Source organism: Mesorhizobium sp. M6A.T.Ce.TU.016.01.1.1 (assembly GCF_003997065.1).
In the GTDB taxonomy this organism is placed as follows: Bacteria; Pseudomonadota; Alphaproteobacteria; order Rhizobiales; family Rhizobiaceae; genus Mesorhizobium; species Mesorhizobium mediterraneum.
Window position 1 is genome coordinate 1 of record NZ_RZTJ01000158.1, and the last position, 419, is coordinate 419.

Annotated in this window: 1 protein-coding gene; it reads left to right on the forward strand. The window is 41.1% G+C overall.

Translation table 11 applies throughout. The features are described 5' to 3' along the window. On the forward strand, window positions 1–419 hold a 419-nt coding region (locus EOC94_RS33740), incomplete at both ends, for a reverse transcriptase domain-containing protein (protein ID WP_148128476.1).

Genomic DNA, 419 nt, shown 5'->3' on the forward strand with positions numbered 1-419 from the left:
TGCTTATTCTATTGCTAAGTTATTTAATGAGGTGGTTTGCTCTAGATTTCCCCGTACTTGGCCACAACACGTCATCCACCCCATACATAAAATTGGTGATACTGTTGATCCCAACAATTACAAGACCATTATGATTGGACATACTCTTGCCAAGCTTTATGCTACGACCATCGACATATACCTTTCTGATTGGTTGGAGAGTGCTGGTATTAGGGCTGGGCAAGTTGGGTTCAGGAAAGAGCACCAAATAGTGGACCACATTTTTAGTCTCAGAGCCATTATTGAGGAGGCTAAGCATAGGAATTCCAAAATCTATTGTTGTTTTGTGGACTTTCGTAAGGCCTTCGATACTGTTCCTAGGGACCTTCTTATGAAGAAACTTCGGTCTTTTGAACTTCCTGAGATTCTTATAACAGTAG